Consider the following 17319-nt stretch of genomic DNA (forward strand, 5'->3'; position numbering starts at 1 on the left):
GTGCATCGCACGGGCGTGGAGAAGGTCGCGCGTCGCACGGCCAGGTCACCAGGCGGCGAAGAAGACGGTGGCGGTCAGCGAGGAAGGCCCCACTGGCCCTGACGCGTGGCCGTCGCCCTGCTGGTCCCCCTGACGCTCTCCGTGGCCGGGTTCGCCCGGCCCCGGTCTTCCGATTCGCACACAGGAAGGCATCCGCGCATGAAGAACCCCCCGGACACGGCCCCGCAGCCCCGCCCCGAATCGGCTTGGAGGGTCGGCCGCATCACCGTCCGCCGTATCGACGAGACGGAACTTCCGCCCGCCACCGGCCCCTGGCTGCTGCCCGACGCCACCCCGGACGTCGTCGCCCGCCAGAACTGGCTCCGTCCCGACTTCTCGGACGCCGGGCATGGCATCCGTCTCGACAGCCACAGCTTCGCGGTGCAAGCGGGCGACCTGCGCATCCTGGTCGACACCGGCATCGGCAACGGCAAGCGGCGTGCCAACCCCGCCTGGAACGACCTGCGCACCGGCTACCTCGACCGCCTGACCGCCGCCGGGTTCGCCCCCGAGACCGTCGACCTGGTGATCCTCACCCACCTGCACACCGACCACGTCGGCTGGAACACCCGTGAAAAAGACGGCACTTGGGTGCCGACGTTCCCCCACGCCCGTTACCTCACCTCCCGCAGCGAGCGTGAGTTCTGGGCCGGATACGCCATGGACGAACCACGTCGGCAGATGTTCCAGGACTCCGTCCTGCCGGTCGAGGACGCCGGGCTGCTCGACCTGGTCGACGTCCCCGGGGAAGGCACCGAAGTGGCCCCCGGTGTACGGCTGCTGCCCACCCCCGGTCACACCCCCGGCCATGTCGCCGTCGAGCTCACGGACAACGGCGAGCGGGCGCTGATCACTGGCGACTGCGTACACCACCCCGTGCAGTTCGCCCACCCCGGCATCGGTAGCTGCGTCGACATCGACCCGGGTCTCGCCGAGACCACCCGCCGCAGGCTGCTCGGCTCCCTCGCCGGCACCGACACGCTCGTCCTGGGCACCCACTTCCCACCACCGACCGCCGGTCGCGTCATCGCTCACGGCAATGCCTACCGACTCGACCCGGTGGTGCCGGCGTCCGCGCCGCACGGCTGAACCGGGGTGGTCCCCTGACGACTGGCTGGCCGACACCGCACCTGTGCCGTGGACGTTACGGCTGGGACGACCGCCCAAGCCCACGGGATCGTGACGACGAGCCCCGGTTCCACTTCCTGTTCGTCCCCGCCCGGTTCCGTACTCTGGTCGACGCGCGAGCGCACCATTCCGTCAGGCCCTGGTGGCGACCTCGGCCTGCCGCGCGTCGCCCGGCTGGGGTGGGGCCGTTGCGGTGCGCCGGTAGGCGCTGGGGCTGATGCCGCGGGTTCGTTTGAACGCCGCGCTGAACGCGAACGCGTCGGAGTAGCCCACGGCGCGGGCGACCTCCGCGACAGTCACCGTCTCGCGCTCGGTCAGCAGGTCTGCCGCGAGCGTCATGCGCCATCGGGTGAGGTAGGTCAGCGGCGGTTCACCGACCAGGTCCTTGAACCGCTTCGCCAGCGTGGCTCGCGACACTCCGGTCCGGGCGGCGAGTGAGGCAACCGTCCATGGCGCTGCCGGTTCCCCGTGCAGCAGGCGCAGCGCGCCGCCCACCACCGGGTCGCGCCCGGCGGAGTACCAGCCCGGCGGAGTCCCGCCGGGCCGGTCGAAGTACTCGCGCAGCGCGCACACCAGCATCCAGTCCAGCAGCCGGTCGAGGACGACCTGCTGGCCCGGTGTATCGGCGGCGACCTCGGCGGCGAGGTGGTCCCACACGGGGTCGGGCCCGTCGCCGGATGCCACGCGCAGTACGACGGGCAGCGCGTCCAGCAGCCTGCGACTGACATCGCCGCGCACCGGATAGGCGCCTACGACCAGGGTCGTCGTGTTCTCCCCGCCGCTACCGGCGTCATGCCAGCCGAGCCGGTGCCGGGTACCGCCCTGCTCGGGCGTGGAGCAGAACGCGCCGCACGCGACGGGTTCGGCCCGGGTGCCCACCTCGTCGACGAAGAGGAACGGCGCGGGGCCCCGCACGATCACCGTCTCGCCGATGCCCAGACGCTCGGGCGGGCGACGCTCCGGCACGATCCAGCCGCCTCCGGAAAGGACGGTGCACAAGGTCAGCGGTGCGCCGTCCACGAAGTGCAGCGACCAGGGCGGGGTCAGGGTCGAGCTGCCGAACAACGAACCCTGGGCCCGCAATTTACGTAGAAGGTCGCCGAAAGCATCCACCCGCCAAGGCTAAATGATTCAGACGATCACGAAGGTGTTCTGGCCTGTCACCCATGGAATCGTCCAGGTGCGTGCCGTTGACTCGCTGTCATGAGCAACGACACCACTCTGGTCCTCGGCGCGACGGGCACCACGGGTCGGCGGGTGGCCGCCCGGTTGCGGCTGCGCGACACGCCCGTGCGCGCCGCCTCCCGTTCCGGTCAGATCCCGTTCGACTGGTTCCACCCCACCGGCTGGGACCAGGCCCTGCGGGGCGTCACCGTCGCCTACGTGGTGCCCCCGCCCGCGCCCGGACCGGTGCACGACTTCGTGGTGCGGGCCGAGGCCGCCGGTGTGCGGCGCATGGTCCTGCTCTCCGGTCACGGCGCCGACGACTGGGGCGACTCCCCGTTCGGGCTGGACATGCGCTCGGCCGAGGACGCCGTGCGCGGCTCGGCGCTGGAATGGACCGTCCTGCGTGCCTCGAACTTCGCCTAGAACTTCGACGGGCACCCCTTCCGCGCCCCGCTGGCCGCCGGCGAGCCGGCGCTTCCGGCGGGCGCGGTCCCCGAGCCGTTCATCGACGTCGAGGACATCGCCGACGTAGCGGCCGCGGTGCTGTCCGAGCCCGGCCAGCACGCCGGTCGAGTCTATGAGCTGACCGGGCCGCGGGGGCTGACCTGGGCGGAGGCGGTCGAGCTGATCTCCCGCGCGTCCGGGCTGCCCATCGTCTACCGGCGCATTTCCCCGGCCGAGTAAACAGCGACGTTGATTCAGTAGGGCTGGAGCCAGGAGGATGCCCAGCACCTCGCCGAGATGTTCGTGCTGCTTGAGCGCGGGGTCACTGCCTGGACGACGGACGACGTCGCCACCGTGCTGGGACGCGCGCCGCGGACGTTCGAGGACTTCGTCCTGCGGGCCGCGGCGGCGGGAGCCTGGTGGTGCTGAGTCCCGCGAATCCTTCGCCCGGCGTCCCGGATTCCGCACGGCGGAGCACCGCGGGCCGGCCTGCACATCCTCACCACCTGTCACGACGTAACGGAGCCATCGATGCGTACCCTGCTGGTCGCCGCCAATCCGGATCCCCGGTCCCTGACGCACTACGTGCTGGGAAGACTCGAAGCAGCGCTTCAACCTGTATCGGTCGAGATCGCCGACCTGTCCGAGGAACGGTTCGATCCCCGGTTCACAGAGGCGGATCGCCGGGCGTACCACGAGGGCGGCACGTATCCGGCCGACGTCATGGCTGAGCACCGTCGTCTTGAGCGTGCGACCGATCTCGTGCTGGTGTTCCCCGTGTACTGGTGGTCGATGCCTGCAGTGTTGAAGGGGTGGATCGACCGTGTCTTCGTCAATGGCTGGGCCTTCGAGCACTCCCCCGCGACGGGCCTGCGGCCGAAACTGCAGCACCTCACCACCCATCTTCTGCCCATCGCGGGCGATGACTCCGGCGCGTACGAGCGCCATGGATACGAGCGCGCACTGCGGACGCAGATCGAGCACGGCATCGTCGACTACTGCGGCAGCCGACGCGGCTCCACAGCGTTCATCTACGAATCAGAACAACTCTCCCCCGAAGCCAGGGTGCGCGGGGTTGACCGCGCGGTGCGGATCATCAGCGAAGCCATCCATGCCCGTGTGGCGGAATGAGCCGGTTCAGACGCCCTGCCATGTGAAGCCCCGGAATCGTCCTGCTCCTCCACGCCCGGTGGTGCTTGACTCCGGTCGTAGGCGCACTGCGGCGCGACGCTGCGAGGATCTCCGAAACCTCCACCGCGGCTCGGTTGATCCACCAGACTTGCTCCTGTTTCCCAACGGAGAAGGGACGGCAAGCGTGGCGAACAGCGCACTTCTGGTGATGGACGTCCAACGGGACGTCGTGGCCATCGCCGATGACGGCTCCGGATATCTGCCGCGCTTGCGCAGGGCGATCGACGGTGCCCGGGCTGGAGGCATCCCCGTGATCTACGTGGTGCTCGGGTTACGGCCGGGCGATCCAGAAGTCAGCCCCCGCAACAAGGTGATGACAAACGCCGTCCGGGCCGGCCTGTTCACCGAGGGGGCTCCCGGCACCGAGATCCATGACGACGTCGCGCCCCAGCAGGGCGACGTCGTGGTCACCAAGAGGCGGGGGAGCGCGTTCTCGGGCAGCGACCTCGACTTGGTGCTCAGGGCTCGCGGCATCGACAGCCTCGTTCTCACCGGCATCGCCACCAGCGCTGTCGTGCTGTCCACCCTGTGGCACGCCATCGACCTGGACTTCGGCCTCACCGTCCTGGCGGATGCCTGCCTCGACACCGACCCCGAGGTGCACCGGATGCTCACCGAAAAGCTGTTCCCGCAGTGGGCAGATGTGGTCGCCGTCGAGGACTGGATCAAAGCCATCGCACCGCAATAGCGGGAGGCCGCCCGGGTCCTCGCGTGCGGGGTGAATCGGCGTCGCCTCTCGTACCGGGCGAGGTCAGCCGCCAGCGCTCTGTGCTGCTGTCCGGGCTGGGTAAGGGCCAGGAATGATGGACGAGGGGGACTTCCGGGTCGGTGACGTGCTGTCGGTTGCTTGCCCCTTCACTGTTACCAGGGTCGCGCAGGGTGTCACGTGGGTCCCTTCGCCACTCGCCGCACCTCGGCGACGGAGTGACCGGATAGGCGATGCCGTCGGCCGTCAAAGCCGGGTCCCCTGTCTCCCGGCATGCAGCGAAACGCGTCGGGGCAGGCCCGAGATCGGTACGGGCAACAACCACTTACGTGTCGGCCCGGTCCGGCAGGGCGAGCCAGTCCGACCAGGAGATCTCGCGACCGAGGAAGCGCGGCTGCTCGAACGGCCATTCGGCGGCGATCCACTGCGGCACCAGCGCATCGAGGGCCTGCTCGACCTTGCTGCCCACCAGCTCGTCCACCACCCACCAGGAGATCTCGCCGTCCGCCCCGGCCCTCTCCGGTGGGTCGATGTAGACACAGCCGAGCAGAGCCGTCTCCGCCGCGTCGAACAGCGCATAGTTGAAGGACTGGTGTGCGGCGGCCTCCTTCTCGTGCCGCAACAGGTCGGCCTGGTCGGCCTCATAGGTCAGGGTGGCCGCGGGCCAGCCCCAGGCCGGGCCGAAGATCGTCCACAGACGCTCGCGCGAACCCATCACAGCCGGATAGTCGAGCGGGGCGTCCGCCTCCCGGATCGGCCGCAGGTGCTGACCACCGCTCGGCAGCGGTACCAGGGCGGGGTGGACGAAGTCATCGGGAAGCCAGCTCATGGCGCCCGACCGTAGCAGCGCACGGCCGTCCACTCCCCCGAATTCTCCCCGCATACCGCCAGCCCCTGCTCTCATGCCGGGAAAGGCCCGCGATCACCCGTCGAGACGTGAGTGACCAGTCGATCTTCATGCGAAGGAGGCTCTCATGGCAGCGCTCATCCGGCATGAGTGCCTACGAGTGCGGCGCTGTGCCGGGCCGCGGCCAGGCGCTGGGTGCGACGGGCAGGGTCCCGGTGCCGGTCGGAAGGTGCGTGTCGGCACCGGTCGTCCTGCGTCGGCGTCAAGCGCCCAGAGCGAGCGTTCCCGCGCCCTGGCCGGGTGTGTCGTCCCAGCCGCGGATCCTGGCCGCGAGTCGCTTCAGGCGGGCGTCCGAGGGAGGCACGTCGATCTGGAAGTGTGACTCGTTCGGGCGGCAGAAGTCTCCGCCCCAGGCCACGACGTCCTGGCATTCCTTGAGGATGTCGCGGAGCGTGGCCCGTTGGTGGGGAAAGAGACCGTCCTTGACGCCCTCCGGGTACCAGGTCGGGCGGATCGCGACCGCGGTCCCCGAAGCGTGATTGGTCGCGTAGCCCTTCAGCTTGCCGTCGGCCGGGCGGAAGCCGATCACCTCACCGTCGACGAGCGTGTCGATCTCGTAGTGGTAGCGGCGGATGACATGGACGAGCACGGTCGCCACCTCGCCGATGCGCAGGGCCACGGAGACGGAACTGCCCGCCACCTTGCGGGTCCAGATGGCTCCTGCGGTGTCGGCCTGTCGTTCCATGGGCCAGCCGTTGGCGCTCGTGGGGTCAGCAGGCGGGCCGTCCGCGGCCGCCGCCCGTGTGGATGCGGACGCGGAGGAGGGGACGGCGAGCGTGGTGAGGCCCGCTGCCGTGGTCAGGCCGAGGCCGGTGCGCAGCACGCCACGGCGCGAGGGGGGTGTGGATGAGGTGGTCATGCCCGTCCTGTCTGGGAGTGTGGACTGCGGTGGGTGGCGATCGGCGTGTCAGAGGCCGCGCAGAGGCGCGTTGTACTTCTCGAAGACCTGGTGCAGGCCGAGCATCGCCGTGCCGTAGTTCTGGGCTCGTCCCTCGGTGCCGTTGTAGCGGGCCAGTGTCAGACGGGTGTGCTCGTCGCTGGTCGACATGGACGGCTGGGGGACGCCGACATCGGCGGCTCCTTCGATCAGGACCGCGGGCATCGTGCTGATGTTGTAGTCGTGGTCGTTGTGCAGTCGCTGCCAGACGTTCCAGAGGTCGTTCTCGTTGGCCGCGTCCATGATGGTGCCGCCGATCAGGCCGGCCCGGATGCAGTGGTTGCGGCCGCGGATGGCGGTGGCGGCGAGGATCTGCCCGAGACCGGTGCTGGCGTCGTTCTTGGTGCTGATCCCGGTCCCGTCGTAGTGGTCGATGACGGCCTCGTCGCCGACGACATCCAGCGTGTTGTACATCCGTATCTCCCACAGCAGCGGGCTCTGGATGATGGCCTTGCGCATCCTGAAGGTGCGGGCGAGCCGGGTGACCAGCCCGTCGAAGCTCATCAGGATGTCGAACGACTGCGTGGTCGACCGGTAGGTGAGGGACTGGGCGCCCTCGTCCCCGCCTTCCTCGGGCACCCCCAGGGAATTGAGGAGGTACGACTGCACGTCCGCCAGCAGGGCGTTCCGTCTGGACATGTCCATACTGACGTCCAGGTCAGCGGTGATCTGCTGGGGGTTGTACGTGTTCTGGCCGGAGTCACGGCCGGACACGATGTTGTTGTCGATCTCGATCAGGCCGCTGCCGGATCCCACCGAGATCGTGGAGATCTGGTCGAACGCCCAGTCACTGGGCAGCGGATAGCCGAGGTTCCCGGAGAAGCCCGTGGACATGTCGCAGACGAAGCTGGCCGAGGTGTATCCCGCGGCGGCGACGCGACTGCACACGTTGCGGGGCCCGTAGATGCCCGTCAGGTACCCCTGCCCGTGCTCGTTCATCACGTCCCGGATCGCCCGGAAGTGCGGGAGGATGTTGTCGGTGACCTCGTAGTCGAGTGCGTCGAAGTCCACGGCGAAGTAGATGCGTGTGCCCGGCTTGAAGCCGTAGTACTTGGCCCGCTCGATGGCGGCGAAGGCGTCGGCGACGCCCTGTTCGCGACGGAAGTAGGCTGCTTCTCCGCCCCACGTCTGGTAGATCGGGAAGCAGCTCAGACCATATGCGGCCATCCGGCCCAGCTCACCGGATTTGATCTTCTTGTCGAGTGAGGTGTTGGGAACGTTCGACAGGTAGCGGCCCACGATCTGGTACCCCGCGTCCCTGAGCGCCACCGCCCGTTCATTGGTCACCTCGGTGACGCAGTCCGCCGCAGTCCCCTTGCGGGTGGCGTCACCGGTGGACACCAGCAGCGAGGCCCAGGTCTGAAAGTCCCCGCGGCCGGTGACCGGGAGCTTCACGAAGTTCTGGAAGCTGCGTACGCGGGTGGCCAGATCGGCGTCGAACTGACTGGAGAAGAACACCCCGCCGCGCTTGTTGAAGATCATGGCGGCGGTGAAGAGACTCACCCATGTGCCCGACGAGCCCTCCGACAGCAGGTTGTTCCTGATGCCCTGCTGGGTGCCGGGGCCGAAGACGCCGTTCGCGACATCATCGCTCATGCCGATCTCGTACTGGATCGCGAACATGAGGGCCTTCTGCACGTCCCGTGAGAAGTGGCCGTCGCACGGGACGACGAAGAAGTTCCGGCGGCCGACGTAGCGGCCGTTCATCCACTGCTGTACCGCGCGGGTCAGCTCGCTGCCGCCCTCGGTGACGACGTAGGCGTCCATGGTCAGCAGCGCCTTGAAGACCTTCGGCGTCACACCGTCCGCCAAGGCGGCGTCGACACCCATGTTCTGCGTCAGCTCGCGGACGGACGCCGCGACCAGGCTGTTGTAGGTGCCGTCGATGCCGCCGCCGTCGTATCCCTTGCAGTACAGCGCCGACTGCACGATCTTGAGTATCTTCTCGTGCCGGGTGCCCGCGTCGATGACGGGGTGGCGGGACTGCAGGGTGGCGAGCGTGGTGGGGCCGAAGCTGTCGGACAGGGCGGTGATGCCCAACTCGTGCTGGAGCGCCCGGGTCAGTGCGAACATGACGGCCCAGCCGGTGCGGCCGTTCTCCTCCACCCTGGGGATTCCGGTGACGTTGTAGGAGTTGATGAACTTCTGTCCCTCGATGACCATTTGATCGGCCATGCTGGGTCCTCTCACAGGCACGCGGGCGGATGGCCGGCGCGAGCGCAGGTGTTGGCTGCCACCAGACGGTGCAGACGATGGGGTGGGCGTGCGGTTCCGTCGTTGTTCGCGCGGATGCCGGAAGCGTGGCACGGCCGGGAACGCCTCCTCGCGGGCCGGTGCGCGCACCGGCCCGCGAGGAGGCGTTCTTCAGCAGGTCGTTCTCTCGACCATGTACGTCGCCACCGCGTCAGCAGTACTCGACGCCGTCGATCCAGTTGGTGGCGTTGTCGATGTAGTAGCTGGCCATGTAGCCGCGGTGGCCGCTCGGGGTGAGCACCCACACCCAGTAGGGGTTGCCGCCCACGGTCTGCGCGCCCTCCTGCTGGCAGTACACCCACACCTTGGCCGGGTTGCTCACCGTTGTCTGCACGGAGGGGCAGTTGGCGGCGGACGGATACAGATAGCACTGCTCCCCGCCGCCGGCACGGACGTTGACGCCGGAGGCCCAGACACCGTACAAGCCCTCGCCGTGTCCGGTCGCGTGGGCGGAGCCCGCCGTGCCGAAGACCAGGCCGGCGGCGGCGATGGCCGTGGACGCCGCGGCCGCCGCAGCGGCTCTCATGGAACGGATCATGATGGTTTCCCCCTCGGGACGGTTGGACGATCGATGCCGCATCGGCATCCGTGAACGTTGGCGACGGAGCCGGCCGTGATCCCTTGCTGTCACCCGGGTGAGCAAGGGATCAGGGGGTTGGTCTCGGAGCTGACGGACGTGTCCTTCATCCATCCCCACACTCCGTTGTCCGCCTTGGTCAACAACCAGCGGTTGGGGTGCGGGCCGCCCACGTAACCGCCGTGGTCGAGACGGCAGCTGAACCAGCTGTACGTCGTGTACATGTAGCCGACAACCTGGCCGGTGCCGTCGAACTTGTCGTAGACCTTCGCGGCGTAGACGTTGTAGCAGTAGTAGGCGTTCGTCTCGAGCGTGCACTGGTGCTGGGCGCCCGCCGAGGCTGTGGGCGTGATCAGGCCCAGGCTTCCCAGCGCGGCGGCGACGGCCAGTGCCGCGGCTCGTGCGCGCAGGTGAAATCGCATGAAGTGTCCCCCTCTTCGTGCAGCCGTCGTCAGTGGTGGGCTGAGGCCGGCAGGTGGGCGGGTCGGTCTCTGCCACGCACGCGGGGGTGCTGTACCCGTGCCGTGCGACCGATCCGCTCGTGGACGGAAGGCTAGGAGAGTGCCGCAGGGTCCGGTCCTGACAGATGTCAGGGCGTCAGGAGGAACGGGGAGGGGCCCACGGACATCAGCGCGGTGACCATCCGTACGGAAGTGCCGTCTTCGGCCCGCTTCCGCAGCCGGTGGCGGACGCCTCGCCTGCGGGACAGGGCGTTGGTGACGCAGGCCGACGGCTGTGAAACCAGGATGCTTCGACGGACATCGGTCGGGTAGCGTGCGGGCCATGTCGAGTCCTGAGTCAGACAAGGTGGGGGCTTTCGGTCACGCCGTCAGCCCCCTGCACCACTGAGCTCGTAGCCCTGTCGTCGCGCCGCCTTCCGCGGTGGGACGAGCGTGCGCCCGGGGCCGGCCGCGGTGACGAGACGACTTTCTCGTACCTCTCCTCACCTCGGAGCCACTCGATGCCTCTCCCGCTGTACCTGCTTGCCCTGGCGGTCTTCGCCATGGGCACCTCGGAGTTCATGCTCGCCGGCCTTCTGCCGGACATCGCCTCGGATTTCGACGTCACCGTCGGGACAGCAGGCACGCTCACCTCGGCTTTCGCGACCGGCATGATCGTCGGCGCTCCCCTGGTGGCCGCGCTTGCCCGCAACTGGCCAAGGCGCCCGGCCCTTCTCGGGTTCGTCCTCGTGTTCGCGGCAGCTCACGCAGTGGGCGCTGTCACCACCGACTTCCGCCTCCTGTTCGCCACCCGGGTCGTCGCCGCGCTCACGAACGCAGGGTTCCTCGCCGTCGCTCTGACCGCTGCGACCGGGCTGGTCTCACCCGACAGGAAGGGACGCGCGCTGGCCGTGCTGCTGTCGGGCACGACAGTGGCCACGATCGCCGGTGTCCCCGGTGGGTCGGTCCTCGGCACGGCACTCGGCTGGCGGGCCACCTTCTGGGCCGTCGCCGTTCTCTGCCTGCCTGCCGCCGTCGGCATCCTGAAAGGCGTCCCGGCAGGACGCGGTAAGGACGAGGCGACCGGCAGGCCGGCGTTGCGAGCGGAGTTCGCCCAACTCGCCCGGCCACGGCTGATCCTGGTGATGCTGCTCGGAGCGCTGGTGAACGCGGCGACGTTCGGCAGCCTCACCTTCATCGCCCCCGTGGTGACCGACAGCGCCGGGCTGAGTGAGTTGTGGATCCCTGTCGCTCTGGTGCTCTTCGGTGCCGGTTCCTTCGTGGGCGTCACCGCCGCCGGACGGCTGTCCGACCGAAGTCCCGGAGCGGTCATCGCGGCCGGCGGTCCGTTGCTGCTCACCGGCTGGCCGGTGCTGGCGCTGCTGGCTGACGAGCCGGTCGCCCTCCTCACCCTCGTATTCGTGCAGGGCGCGCTGTCGTTCGCGCTGGGCAGCACCTTGATTACGCGGGTCCTCTACGAGGCCGCGGGAGCCCCCACCATGGCCGGTTCCTATGCGACGGCGGCCCTAAACGTAGGCGCCGCCGTCGGCCCCGCTGTGGCTGCGGCCACGCTCAGTACCGAGGCCGGAGTCCGCGGACCGTTCTGGGCGAGCGGACTCCTCGTCGCGGTCGCGCTGCTCATCGCGTTTCCCCTCCTCACCGCCGTCACGGCCCGTCGAAGTACCGGGATGGTGCGGTGACCCATGCGAACGCGCCCTTGAACGTCGAGAGACGCCGGCGGCCGGTGGGGAGCGCTGCCGTACCCCCCCGATCTCGCACGTCGCCGCCGAGGCCGGTGTCTGCCGCACCGGCCTGTCCACGGAGAAGAACCGGTACGACACGCACGGGGAGGCCGGGCTGGGGGCATGGCACCGATCGAGTGTCCTGCGGTTTCCGCCCCCCCCTCCCCCGGATCCCGCCGGATGCCGTGGAACGGATCGAGCAGCCGCGGCGGGACAACAAGCGCGCGCTCTACCCGCCGCATCACCCTTCGTCGCCAGCTCACCTACCGCCGCCGGCTCCGCGGCATCAGGCCCGTTCGGCGGGCCAGTTCGTCTTCCACTCCGATGCCACGGCGCCTGCCCGGCGTCGAACGGACGACGTACCGGAAGGGCAGCCCGCCCGGTTCGGCGACCATGCCGCCGAACCGGGTGTCGCCGGCGAACCACACCCGGTCCGCCGGGCGGGGGCCGCGCGGGCCGGGCCCGTCCCAGCCATCCCGGGGGACGGGGAACGAGCAGTGGCTCTGGCCGTCCGGCTGGAGCAGCACCACCCGCCCGTCCGTCCCCCAGCGACGGCCCTGGACCCGCTCTCCCTCCGCGGCGACCACCCGGACGTCCTGCGTCCGCACGGGCCAGACCTGCCACGCGTAGGTGGACATGACCAGCCGCTCCCGGCGACGGGCCCGGCGCCACAGCAGCGTCAAGCCAACCGTGGCCGCGATGACGGGGGTCAGGCAAGCGGTGGTGGCCGGCCCCGGGGCCGAGCCGGGACCGGCCACGGAGAGGACGGCCGCCAGCAGCAGCACTTCGGCGGCCAGCGCCAGGACACCCCACCGGAGGCCTCGCTCACGTCGCCGCAGAACGTCCTCGACGCCCGGGGTGTCCACCGCCACGCCCGGCAGCACCTCGTAGCCGTACTCCGCAGCGATCATCACGTTTCCCCTCCCGGAACGGCCGTGGTGCGGCGGTTCGCCGGCCGTCCACACGACCCGCGGCGCTCGAGCGGCGGTTCGCGGTATCCACAGCGACCAGAGCCTAATGGTCGAGCCCACTAGGCGGGTGGTCACCGTGTCATCTCGTACTCCCCGGAAAACGCCTCCACCAGCTCCGAACGCGCTTCGTCGGCGATGGGACACCGGACGGCACCGAGAGCCCAGCGCTGCGGCTCCGCCGTGGCGAAGGCCTTGCCGCGCAGTGCGACTGCTAAGGCGGAGAAGTCGCGGGCGAGGACGGAGAGCTGCTCAGTGCCGCATGGTCCACATGTGGACGTGTCCGTCGGCAACCAGTCGGCGAACACCCTGGGCCTGAGTGGTCCATCGTCTCGGCATACGCCCTCCGGGGCAGACGTCTCTCAGACGGCGTTCTGGGCATCACCGGGATGTGGGCTCGAGACACGCTTCAGACGAAACGAGAGGACGACCGAGCATGATGAGCACGGAACAGGCCGCTGCCCTCGTCGTGGACCAGTCGGTGCTCGACGACCTGCGCCTGCGCCTGCGCGGCTACCGCCGGGTCGACGTCCCCACCGGATTCGGATGGGCACGCGGTGTCGACGGCGACTACCTCGCGGACCTCATCTCCTATTGGGCCCACTCCTACGACTGGCGCGAGCACGAAGCCCGGCTCCGCGCTCTGCCCTGGGTCCTGGCCGGCCAGGGCGGCGCACCGGTGCGGGCACTCCATCTGCGGGCGGCGCGCAGCGACGCGGTGGCAGTGGTGCTGCTGCACGGGTGGCCCGACTCCGTCCTGCGGTTCGAGAAGGTCTGGCCCTTGCTGTCCGACCTCCATGTGGTCGTCCCGGCCCTGCCCGGCTTCCCGTTCGCCGCGCCTGTCGCCCGCCGCGGCATGTCGTCCCGGGACATGGCCGAAGCGATCGCGAGCGCGATGACCGAGCTCGGTTATGAGCGCTACGTCGTGTCCGCCGGTGATGTGGGCTGCGACGTCGCCGAGGCACTGGCCGCCGCTCACCCCGACCGCGTCGCCGCCCTGCACCTGACGGACGTGTCGCAGTACCGCTTCCTGGTGGACCCGCCGCAGGACCTGTCCGGCGCGGAGCAGGCGTACGTCCGGCACGGTCATCACTGGCAGGCCACGGAGGGCGGTTACATGCACGAACAAGCCACCAAGCCGCACACGTTGGCGGTGGCACTCGGGGACTCGCCCGCGGGCCTGGCCGCCTGGATCCTGGAGAAGCTGCGGGCGTGGACCGACTGCGACGGCGATGTGGAAACGGTGTTCAGCTGGCACGAGTTGCTCACGTGGATCACCGCGTACTGGGTCAGTGGCGCCATTGGCACCTCCTTCACCCCCTACGCCGAGAGCGGGCCGAAACCGGCCGGGCGGATCGACGTCCCCACGGCTTTCACGATCTTCCCGAAGGACCTGGTCAACGCGCCCCGGGAGTTCGCGGCGCGCTTCTTCGACGTCCGCTCCTGGACGGAGGAGCCCTCCGGCGGTCACTTCGCGGCCTGGGAGCGCCCGTCGGATTACGCCACCGGCGTCCGCACGGCGGTGAACCTGGCGAGGCAGGGGCCTGCGTCCCCGTGATCCTGCTCGCCCGGGCGGCGGCGCCGTTTCAGCCGGCGTGGCCGGTGGCCGTCCTGTCGCCGGGCCCGATGCGGATTCGGCGGGGCCGCAAGCACAGGGTCCTGGCGAGGTGGCCGGCTCCGGCGGCCAGGACGCCGCCGTCGGCGCAGGCGCGTCTTCCCACTGTTCACGACCGCGCTCGCCGCCGGCAACGACCCCACCAGACGTCCTAAACGACCCTGACCACGTACTTGCCCTGGACGCCGCCCGCCTCCAGCGCCTGGTGTGCCGCTGCTGTCTCCTCCAGGGGGAAGACCGTGTCCACCGCGGGGCGCAACTTCCCCTCGACCACATGGCGGGCCAGGTCGTCGAGGTCCGCCCGCGTGGGGTTGCCGCTGAAGAAGCGCACCCGGCCGCGTCCGTGGACCGTGCTGGCCGCCAGGTAGGCGAGTGACGCAGCCGGCCGTTGCAGGTCGAAGGCGATGGTGACCATGCGCCCGCCGGGATTCAGTAGGCGCCGGAAGGCCCGCAGGCCGGTCCCCGCGGTGTCCAGGACCACGTCGAAGCGGCCCAGGTCCGCCGGCCGCACGGTCCGGTGGTCGACGGCCTTGTGTGCGCCGAGCCCGCGGACGAAATCGAGGTTGGCTGCACGGGCGAGAGCGGTGACCTCTGCCCCGTACGCCCGGCCGAGCTGAACGGCGGCGTTGCCGACACCGCCTGCCGCGCCCCGGACGAGGAGTCGTTCGCCGGGGCGCAGGCGGGCTTTGTCCCGCAGCGCGGTGATGGCCGTGGTGGCCACCGGCAGCGCGGCGGCGTCCACCAGGTCAAGGCCGTCGGGGAGCCGGCCGACCCGCTCGACGGGCACGGTCACGTACTCGGCGGCGCTGCCGAACCCGGAGGTGCGGCCCAGAACCCCCCACACGTGGTCGCCGGCCGTGAACTGAGTGACTCCGGCCCCCGGCGCGGCGACCTCGCCGGTGAAGTCCAGGCCGACGCGCTTGGGGAATCTCCGGCCGCTCAGGAGGCGGAGACGGCCGGCACGGGCTGCCAGTTCGCCGCCGTTGACGCTGAACGCGCGCACCTGCACCAGGACTTCGCCCGGACCTGGTTCGGGGCGTGCCACGCGGCCCGTATAGAGGACATCGGGGCCGCCGTAGCGGTCGTAGAGCACTGCCTTCATCATGCGGTCGTTCATCGTTCTGCCTTTGCCGCCGGTGGCCGTACGGGGATCTGACATCGACCGTATGCTCTTAAGTGGACGCAATCGTCCGCTTGGACCGGAAGCGAGAGACAGTGATGGCGGAATCCTCTCGGATCACAGCCCGGGACGGGGTGCGGGCGGACGCCCGGCGCAACCGGGAGCGCGTCCTCGTCGCCGCCCGAGCACGGAATCGACGCTCCGATGGCGACCGTGGCCCGACGGGCCGGGGTCGGCGTGGCGACGCTGTACCGGCACTTCCCCACCCGGGACGCCCTGGTGAGAGGCGCGTACGCGCAGCAGATGGAGACCTGCGCGCGGGCGCTCACCGAGGCTCTGGCCGCCCCTGACCCGTGGCAAGGCTTCCAGCAGCTGGTCGAGACGGTCTGCGCTCTGCAACGGGAGGAACGCGGGTTCCCGGCCGCGTTCGTCGCTGCCTTCCCGGAGACCGCGTCGGAACACGCACCGTCCCGGCAACGAGCCGAGCGGGACTTCACGACCCTGGTACGCAGGGCCCAGACGTCGGGTGCGCTGCGAGCCGATTTTCACCCTTCCGACCTCGCCGTGGTCCTGTTGGCACACTGCGGTCTGGTGACCGTCCTACCGGATGATGGTGCAGCGTCCCGGCGCCTGGTGGCCTATCTGCTCCAGTCGTTCCGCACCGACCCGCCCAACAAACCGCTGCCCCCGCCGACTGCGCTGACACTGCGCAGCCTCCCGATTGCACCTGACGGTCCCCAGGGGCGGCGGCCCCCCAGAGCCTGACGTGAAACGGTACCTGCCGCAGCTCGTCGTCGAGGCGCTGACCGGTTCCAGAGCCGTGGAGACCGGCTCCGTCGGAGAACTGTCGCAATCCATGAGCGACCGGACCGGGGTGGGGTGGGGTGAGGTGTGGAGGCGTCCCGCCCCGGCCGGGTGTCATCGGATGTGCTTCGTCGGCTTGGTGGCGGCGTTGAGCAGGTACTCCAAGGGGCCGCGGCGGAAGAAGCGGGACCAGACCGCGGCGAACAGGATGGCTCCGAGGACGTACATGATCAGGGGCAGCCAGGACTGCTGTGTGCCGGTTCCGGCGGGCGTGGACAGTGCGGACTGTGCGAGGAAGTGGCCGACGTAAGCGGTCAGGGACATGGTGCCCACGGCGATGACCGGCTTGGCCAGGCGGCGCAGTCGCGGCAGGCAGTCCATCGCCACGGTCGCGCCCACGATCACGAGGATCGCGATTCCGACGCTGCCGATGATGTCGAACGTGGTGCCGCTGTGCGGCCCGGCCTTCAGCAGAAGCGACGCGGACATGTCGGGGAGGGACCCCGCATCAGGGGGCATCGACCCGCTGCCGGTGGGCAGCGCCCCGGAGCCGGACGACGGCCCGTCTTCCGCGAGGCTGCGCAACGCGCCCGGGCCGGCGAGCAGCAGGGACATGCCGTAGGCGGCCGCTGTGAGGGTGGCGCCGAGTGCGGCGAGGCGCTTCTGCATGGTGCTGGAGGAGAGGTCGAGGCGGCCCAGTGCCATGCCCGCGATCACGAAGGACATCCAGGTGAGCGCCGGGTAGAAGCCGGTGAGCAGCAGATCGAGGACGCCGACCTCGCTGAGGTGGCGGAGCGGGTCGTAGGTGTTGATGCTTTGCTGGACCGACTCGGTCAGCGCCGAGGTGAGGACGAACGCCAGCTGCGGTGTGACGAGGGCGAACGCGGCCGCGATGATGGCGAGGGTCCTGGCGCGCAGTCGCACCAGGGGCAGGGCGAGGAGGAAGTAGACCCCGTAGAAGCCGAGGATGATCACTCCCCCGTACTCCATGGCCATCACGGTGCCCAGCGCCAGCAGGACCACGGCGCGGATCGCGATCCGGGCCTTCGCCTGCCGGCCGGCCAGGCCTGTTTTCGGCTCGCGGCGGCCGGCGAGCAGCATCAGTGAGAACCCGGCGAGGGTGGCGAACAGGACCGATGAGTGACCGTCCGATATGTACCGGATCCAGCCGGCGACGCCGGATGTGGCCGACAGCGGGGGGCCGATGTGCACGACGTACATGCCGAACACGGCCAGCGCGCGGGCCAGGTCCACCCCGACAAAGCGTCCCATCGACGCACC

Annotated in this window: 16 protein-coding genes and 1 pseudogene; 8 read left to right on the top strand and 9 right to left on the bottom strand. The window is 69.9% G+C overall.

Going from position 1 to position 17319, the window contains the following annotated elements; all coding sequences use genetic code 11:
• The first annotated feature begins 198 nt into the window (after nucleotides 1–198).
• On the top strand, nucleotides 199–1128 hold the full coding sequence (locus CHR28_RS08980) for an MBL fold metallo-hydrolase (protein WP_094052986.1): 930 nt from the start codon (nucleotides 199–201) through the stop codon (nucleotides 1126–1128).
• Between the two features lie 171 nt (nucleotides 1129–1299).
• On the opposite strand, the gene CHR28_RS08985 is transcribed toward CHR28_RS08980, so the two are convergent.
• Complete coding sequence (locus CHR28_RS08985; RefSeq protein ID WP_094052987.1) at nucleotides 1300–2280, bottom strand: AraC family transcriptional regulator; 981 nt, start codon at nucleotides 2278–2280, stop codon at nucleotides 1300–1302.
• A 90-nt stretch (nucleotides 2281–2370) separates the two neighbouring features.
• Between CHR28_RS08985 and CHR28_RS38925 the strand changes: the two genes are divergently transcribed.
• The 4 genes from CHR28_RS38925 (at nucleotide 2371) to CHR28_RS09000 (ending at nucleotide 4657) form a co-directional block, all read left to right on the top strand.
• Nucleotides 2371–2757 (top strand): SDR family oxidoreductase, encoded by a 387-nt coding sequence (locus CHR28_RS38925; RefSeq protein WP_373453339.1) that lies wholly within the window; start codon nucleotides 2371–2373, stop codon nucleotides 2755–2757.
• A 318-nt stretch (nucleotides 2758–3075) separates the two neighbouring features.
• Nucleotides 3076–3207, top strand: coding sequence for a hypothetical protein (locus tag CHR28_RS38930; protein ID WP_373453340.1), 132 nt, complete (start codon nucleotides 3076–3078; stop codon nucleotides 3205–3207).
• Nucleotides 3208–3309: 102 nt separating this feature from the next.
• Entirely contained in the window at nucleotides 3310–3909 is a 600-nt protein-coding gene (locus CHR28_RS08995) for an NAD(P)H-dependent oxidoreductase (RefSeq protein WP_094052988.1), read from the top strand.
• A gap of 184 nt (nucleotides 3910–4093) precedes the next feature.
• A complete protein-coding gene (locus CHR28_RS09000; RefSeq protein WP_094052989.1) occupies nucleotides 4094–4657 on the top strand; it encodes a cysteine hydrolase family protein in 564 nt (187 codons plus the stop codon).
• A 343-nt stretch (nucleotides 4658–5000) separates the two neighbouring features.
• On the opposite strand, the gene CHR28_RS09005 is transcribed toward CHR28_RS09000, so the two are convergent.
• The 5 genes from CHR28_RS09005 to CHR28_RS09025 form a co-directional block, all read right to left on the bottom strand.
• Complete coding sequence (locus CHR28_RS09005; RefSeq protein WP_094052990.1) at nucleotides 5001–5504, bottom strand: GNAT family N-acetyltransferase; 504 nt, start codon at nucleotides 5502–5504, stop codon at nucleotides 5001–5003.
• 280 nt (nucleotides 5505–5784) lie between these two features.
• On the bottom strand, nucleotides 5785–6441 hold the full coding sequence (locus CHR28_RS09010) for a hypothetical protein (RefSeq protein WP_094052991.1): 657 nt from the start codon (nucleotides 6439–6441) through the stop codon (nucleotides 5785–5787).
• Between the two features lie 48 nt (nucleotides 6442–6489).
• On the bottom strand, nucleotides 6490–8694 hold the full coding sequence (locus CHR28_RS09015; RefSeq protein WP_094052992.1) for a glycoside hydrolase domain-containing protein: 2205 nt from the start codon (nucleotides 8692–8694) through the stop codon (nucleotides 6490–6492).
• Nucleotides 8695–8923: 229 nt separating this feature from the next.
• Entirely contained in the window at nucleotides 8924–9298 is a 375-nt protein-coding gene (locus CHR28_RS09020) for a hypothetical protein (protein WP_256984174.1), read from the bottom strand.
• A 101-nt stretch (nucleotides 9299–9399) separates the two neighbouring features.
• Nucleotides 9400–9771: a hypothetical protein gene (locus CHR28_RS09025; protein WP_094052994.1), complete on the bottom strand. Its 372-nt coding sequence runs from the start codon at nucleotides 9769–9771 to the stop codon at nucleotides 9400–9402.
• A 539-nt stretch (nucleotides 9772–10310) separates the two neighbouring features.
• On the opposite strand from CHR28_RS09025, the gene CHR28_RS09030 reads away from it, so the two are divergent.
• A complete protein-coding gene (locus CHR28_RS09030) occupies nucleotides 10311–11489 on the top strand; it encodes a Cmx/CmrA family chloramphenicol efflux MFS transporter (protein ID WP_094052995.1) in 1179 nt (392 codons plus the stop codon).
• 305 nt (nucleotides 11490–11794) lie between these two features.
• Here the strand turns inward: CHR28_RS09030 and CHR28_RS09035 are convergent, their stop codons facing one another.
• Nucleotides 11795–12442 (bottom strand): hypothetical protein, encoded by a 648-nt coding sequence (locus tag CHR28_RS09035; RefSeq protein WP_094052996.1) that lies wholly within the window; start codon nucleotides 12440–12442, stop codon nucleotides 11795–11797.
• A gap of 493 nt (nucleotides 12443–12935) precedes the next feature.
• On the opposite strand from CHR28_RS09035, the gene CHR28_RS09045 reads away from it, so the two are divergent.
• Entirely contained in the window at nucleotides 12936–14057 is a 1122-nt protein-coding gene (locus CHR28_RS09045) for an epoxide hydrolase family protein (RefSeq protein ID WP_218829462.1), read from the top strand.
• A gap of 208 nt (nucleotides 14058–14265) precedes the next feature.
• On the opposite strand, the gene CHR28_RS09050 is transcribed toward CHR28_RS09045, so the two are convergent.
• A complete protein-coding gene (locus CHR28_RS09050; RefSeq protein ID WP_094052998.1) occupies nucleotides 14266–15231 on the bottom strand; it encodes an NAD(P)-dependent alcohol dehydrogenase in 966 nt (321 codons plus the stop codon).
• A gap of 101 nt (nucleotides 15232–15332) precedes the next feature.
• On the opposite strand from CHR28_RS09050, the pseudogene CHR28_RS09055 reads away from it, so the two are divergent.
• A pseudogene (locus CHR28_RS09055) lies at nucleotides 15333–15999 on the top strand (TetR/AcrR family transcriptional regulator).
• 153 nt (nucleotides 16000–16152) lie between these two features.
• Here CHR28_RS09055 and CHR28_RS09060 read toward each other — a convergent pair.
• A complete protein-coding gene (locus CHR28_RS09060; protein ID WP_094052999.1) occupies nucleotides 16153–17310 on the bottom strand; it encodes a heparan-alpha-glucosaminide N-acetyltransferase domain-containing protein in 1158 nt (385 codons plus the stop codon).
• Nucleotides 17311–17319 lie beyond the last annotated feature (9 nt).

This window comes from Streptomyces sp. XY006, from assembly GCF_002237655.1.
In the GTDB taxonomy this organism is placed as follows: Bacteria; Actinomycetota; Actinomycetes; order Streptomycetales; family Streptomycetaceae; genus Streptomyces; species Streptomyces levis.

What these genes read in the sequence shown, in the direction of transcription:
- CHR28_RS08980 (WP_094052986.1), top strand. Translation starts at nt 199, where the DNA reads ATGAAGAACCCCCCGGACACGGCCCCGCAGCCCCGCCCCGAATCGGCT.
- CHR28_RS38925 (WP_373453339.1), top strand. Translation starts at nt 2,371, where the DNA reads ATGAGCAACGACACCACTCTGGTCCTCGGCGCGACGGGCACCACGGGT.
- CHR28_RS38930 (WP_373453340.1), top strand. Translation starts at nt 3,076, where the DNA reads ATGTTCGTGCTGCTTGAGCGCGGGGTCACTGCCTGGACGACGGACGAC.
- CHR28_RS08995 (WP_094052988.1), top strand. Translation starts at nt 3,310, where the DNA reads ATGCGTACCCTGCTGGTCGCCGCCAATCCGGATCCCCGGTCCCTGACG.
- CHR28_RS09005 (WP_094052990.1), bottom strand. Translation starts at nt 5,504, where the DNA reads ATGAGCTGGCTTCCCGATGACTTCGTCCACCCCGCCCTGGTACCGCTG.
- CHR28_RS09010 (WP_094052991.1), bottom strand. Translation starts at nt 6,441, where the DNA reads ATGACCACCTCATCCACACCCCCCTCGCGCCGTGGCGTGCTGCGCACC.
- CHR28_RS09015 (WP_094052992.1), bottom strand. Translation starts at nt 8,694, where the DNA reads ATGGCCGATCAAATGGTCATCGAGGGACAGAAGTTCATCAACTCCTAC.
- CHR28_RS09020 (WP_256984174.1), bottom strand. Translation starts at nt 9,298, where the DNA reads ATGAGAGCCGCTGCGGCGGCCGCGGCGTCCACGGCCATCGCCGCCGCC.
- CHR28_RS09025 (WP_094052994.1), bottom strand. Translation starts at nt 9,771, where the DNA reads ATGCGATTTCACCTGCGCGCACGAGCCGCGGCACTGGCCGTCGCCGCC.
- CHR28_RS09030 (WP_094052995.1), top strand. Translation starts at nt 10,311, where the DNA reads ATGCCTCTCCCGCTGTACCTGCTTGCCCTGGCGGTCTTCGCCATGGGC.
- CHR28_RS09035 (WP_094052996.1), bottom strand. Translation starts at nt 12,442, where the DNA reads ATGATCGCTGCGGAGTACGGCTACGAGGTGCTGCCGGGCGTGGCGGTG.
- CHR28_RS09045 (WP_218829462.1), top strand. Translation starts at nt 12,936, where the DNA reads ATGATGAGCACGGAACAGGCCGCTGCCCTCGTCGTGGACCAGTCGGTG.
- CHR28_RS09050 (WP_094052998.1), bottom strand. Translation starts at nt 15,231, where the DNA reads ATGAACGACCGCATGATGAAGGCAGTGCTCTACGACCGCTACGGCGGC.
- CHR28_RS09060 (WP_094052999.1), bottom strand. Translation starts at nt 17,310, where the DNA reads ATGGGACGCTTTGTCGGGGTGGACCTGGCCCGCGCGCTGGCCGTGTTC.